At 65.7% G+C, this 3,469-nt stretch carries 3 protein-coding genes and 1 pseudogene; 1 reads left to right on the top strand and 3 read right to left on the bottom strand.

Annotation, left to right across the window (positions count from 1 at the left end):
• Positions 1-540 (top strand): arabinosyltransferase C-terminal domain-containing protein (locus Q1V78_RS09315; protein ID WP_300613877.1); only part of this gene is annotated, 540 nt, incomplete at its 5' end.
• A gap of 201 nt (positions 541-741) precedes the next feature.
• Here the strand turns inward: Q1V78_RS09315 and Q1V78_RS09310 are convergent.
• The 3 genes and pseudogenes from Q1V78_RS09310 to Q1V78_RS09300 form a co-directional block, all read right to left on the bottom strand.
• Positions 742-2,064: a glycoside hydrolase family 25 protein gene (locus tag Q1V78_RS09310; RefSeq protein WP_300613875.1), complete on the bottom strand. Its 1,323-nt coding sequence runs from the start codon at positions 2,062-2,064 to the stop codon at positions 742-744.
• A 149-nt stretch (positions 2,065-2,213) separates the two neighbouring features.
• Positions 2,214-3,119, bottom strand: a complete 906-nt coding sequence (locus Q1V78_RS09305; RefSeq protein WP_300613873.1) for a PrsW family intramembrane metalloprotease — start codon at positions 3,117-3,119, stop codon at positions 2,214-2,216.
• Positions 3,120-3,184: 65 nt separating this feature from the next.
• Positions 3,185-3,469, bottom strand: a pseudogene (locus Q1V78_RS09300) (hypothetical protein); the annotation flags it as partial.

Here is a 3,469-nt window from a genome sequence, read left to right as displayed (position 1 = left end):
ACCGCCCCGCAGTGGCGCAACCTGCGCATTCCGATGGAGTGGATCCCGGAGGAGGCGGATCAGATCCGCATTGTCGCGGTAGACACGAACCTCACCCCGTCCGAGTGGCTGGCGCTGACCCCGCCGCGTGCCCCGCAGCTGGAGTCGCTGAATGACTATGTGGGTTCCGAGGCTCCGGCACTGCTGGACTGGGCCACGGCCTTCCAGTTCCCGTGCCAGCGGCCATTCGACCACAACGTGGGCGTGGCTGAGGTGCCGGAGTTCCGCATCTCGCCGGATCACTCGGCCCGCCGCATCCTCACCCCGGTGATGGACTACGCCGGTGGCGGTTCCGTGGGGCTGGTGCAGATGAGCACGCAGGCCACGGAGCTGCCGACCTACCTTAAGGACGACTGGCTGCGGGACTGGGGCGTGTTGGACCGCCTGCGTACCTTCCCAGACGCCACGGGTGAAAAGCCCCGCCCGGTTGAGGTGGACGTCGAAGAGAAGACCCGCTCGGGCTTCTGGTACAACGGCCCGATGAAGTACAACGATGAATAATTAGCGGGTGGCCTGCCGGCTAAACGGCAGGCTGGCAGCGCACGTGGGTGAGCAACACTAGCTGTGCGCGAGCAGTACTAACTGCCTCAAGAGCCAGCTGCCTCAAGCGTTAACTGCCCCGGCAACGACGAAGCCCGCGGCTCCTCGTACCTCGAGAGGAGTCGCGGGCTTTATCTTTCGCGAGCGGGTGTGCTCCGGTGTTTAGCTCAGGGCGCGCAGGAGGCCCTGGACCGCGTTCGGGTCGACATTGAGCTGACCGTTCTGCAGCTGGCCTGCCCAGTCCTGGGTGCCTGCCACCGTCTGGATGACACGGAGCAGCTGGCCCAGGTCAACGGTGGAGCTGCTGCCGGCGCTGCCCAGGGCACCGGACTCGCCTGCCATGTTGAGCAGCTGCTGGATCGCCTCGGTGGGCACGCCACCGTTCTGGCGGGCCTCGCCCAAGGCGCCAGCCAGCGCGGTGAGTGCAGGCAGGAGCTCCTGGCCCTGCTGGATCTTCTCTGCGACCTGGTCCTGCGGCACGCCAAGCTGCTGGGAGATCGCGGAAGCTACCGGGCCGGTGAGCTGCGGCAGTGCGCTGTTGATGAAGGTCTCCGGGGATACACGGCCGCCGACGACGCCGAGCAGCTGGACCACGAAGTCCGAGGTGATCGGCATGTTAACGCCGGTCTGGTGCTCGATCTCGTTGACGATCTGGGCCTCCTTCTCGACGATCGGCTGGGTTGCTGCCAGCTGGTTGGAGGTCTCGCCGGCCGGGGTGCTAGCTCCCATGTCTCCGGCCAGTGCCTGGAGCTGGGAGTCGTCGCCGTAGTACTCGTTCATATCGACGTCGGTGATCACGCCGTCGACGGAGCCGTTGCCGCTGTACTGCCAGAAGGTGACCTTGTCCCAGCCGCCCGGGATGTCCCCCGGCAGACTGTTGGAGTAGTAGGCCAGCCACAACGGGTACTCGGAGAACTCCGTCGTATTCGCCATCTTCTGCTTCCAGAAGGAGTAGTAGGTGTAGATGATCGGCTGGCGGCCGGTCTGGATCTTGATCTCGTCGATCCATTCACGCACCCAGTGCTGCAGCTGCTGCGGGCTAAGGCCCTGATCTTCCTCGAGGTCGAGGACCGGCGGCAGGGAAGGCTGCGGGCCGGTCGCGATCACGGAGGCATAGAACCGGGCCTCGGCGCGCGGATCGTTCCAACCCGGGCGAGCGTAGTGGTAGCTGCCCGGGATGATGCCGGCCTGCTGAGCCTTCACCGAGTCGGAGGCGTAGTAGGGGTTGGTGTAGTTGGTGCCCTCGGTGGCCTTCACGAAGGCGAACTTCTGGCCGCTGGCAGCAACGGTGTTCCAATCGATAGCTGCGCCGCCCGGGTGCTGGTGGGAGGCGACGTCAATGCCCGGGATTGCCCAGGAGGGCACCGGGATCACGTGGCTCGCCATCAGCGCGGCGACGGTGGCAGACGTGCCCAGGAGGGCAGTTGCCGTGAGGCGTGCAGGGGTCGAGGTACGGCGCGTGCGGCGCCAAGGCAGTGAACGCATGTGAAATAGAGTACCCAACTTTCACTATTTTCACATCCGTATCGCACGTAATCTCCAACACCTTACACCACTGTAATTAACAAAGGCCCCATTGCGGGGCTATGTTTTTGCGCCTCGCGGCGGCACCGCACCCCAGGGCGAGGCACCCGCTAGGGCTCGTCGAAACCGTCCTCGACCTGCCGCAATGCCTTCTCCTCCCGGTAGAAGCACGTGGCTAGCACGGCGACCCCGGCGACCCATACGGTCGCCATCGCGAACAGTGCGGCCGGCTCCGGCCAGCTGATATTCCACAAGAAATGCAGCGCAAAACCGGCGAAACCCCAGCCGAAAACCTGCCCAAAACGCCATGCTCGGCTCCGTTCGTGCGGCCCCCATAGCGCCCGCCCAATGCCATAACCGACGAGCCCGCTGAATACCGCGTGCAGCCCGATACCGAAAAGCAACCGCATGCCATAGGCGGATGCCGCCCCCACCACGTCCGAGGAAGGATGCAGCACACCGAGGAACAGCGCGTAGAGCGAGCTCTCGTAAACCTCCATGCCGAGCCCGACGAACACGCCGGCCAGCAGGCCATGGTGCGGCCGGTTCCACCAATCGCGGCCGATCCACAGCAGCATCCAGATACCCAGGGCCTTCGTGATCTCCTCCGGCCAGGCCCCACCAAAGGCCGTCGAGAGAAGGGGCAGGCCAAGCTTCTCCGGAATCTCGCTGGCCGCATCCGCCGCGGTGAATACCGCGAGCACGCTGCCAGCGCTCGCTCCCCACCACAGAGCCATGGCCACCAGGCGGCGCGACGTACCCCGGTAGCAACGCAGGTGGCTAAGCCCCCACCAGGCCACAGCAACCAGAGCAATGGAGATGCCGAGGGCAACCAGCAGTGGCAGCCCGGGAGCCGACGGCGTCGCAAGCAGCAGCGCGAGCACGGCCAATACCGAGCAAAGCACCGCCAGCAGGGTGAAGCAGATATAGACCCCACCGCGCCGAATACGCGGCCCCGAGGCCCCCTCTGGCGAAAAGCCCAGCGCGGAGCCCGCCTCGGAGATCGGCAATGGCAAGGCGCTCCTCTCCGGCGTCGAGTCGGCAGGGTTACTGCGCCCCTGGGATTGCTGTTCCGGCAGCATCATCGGCCTCCCTCCCGCTGCTGTGGGGAGACCTCGGTGACGGCCTCTGGTCGCAGCTCGGCGGTCTTCAGCAGCTCGTTGACCATCGCCTTCGTGCTATCCACTCCCCGGGCCGTGACCTGCAGGCTAACGAGCGTGCCCTCGCCGTCCCCGCCGTCATCCTCACGGAAGAACCCGACCGTCCGACTGAGGTCGGCATCGGAAAACGGGTCGACGTCCTCGCCCTCGTCGTTGGCGGCGGCTACCTCGTAGTAGTCGGTCACCCAGACGTCGGTCACCCCAGT

The sequence above is a fragment of the Corynebacterium sp. genome (assembly GCF_030152825.1).
Taxonomy (GTDB): Bacteria; Actinomycetota; Actinomycetes; order Mycobacteriales; family Mycobacteriaceae; genus Corynebacterium.
Note: the sequence above shows the minus strand (reverse complement) of the source record. Positions and strands in the feature narration are given on the sequence as shown.

Excerpts from the sequence above, each read along its gene's own strand:
- Q1V78_RS09310 (WP_300613875.1), bottom strand. The coding sequence starts at position 2,064 with ATGCGTTCACTGCCTTGGCGCCGCACGCGCCGTACCTCGACCCCTGCA.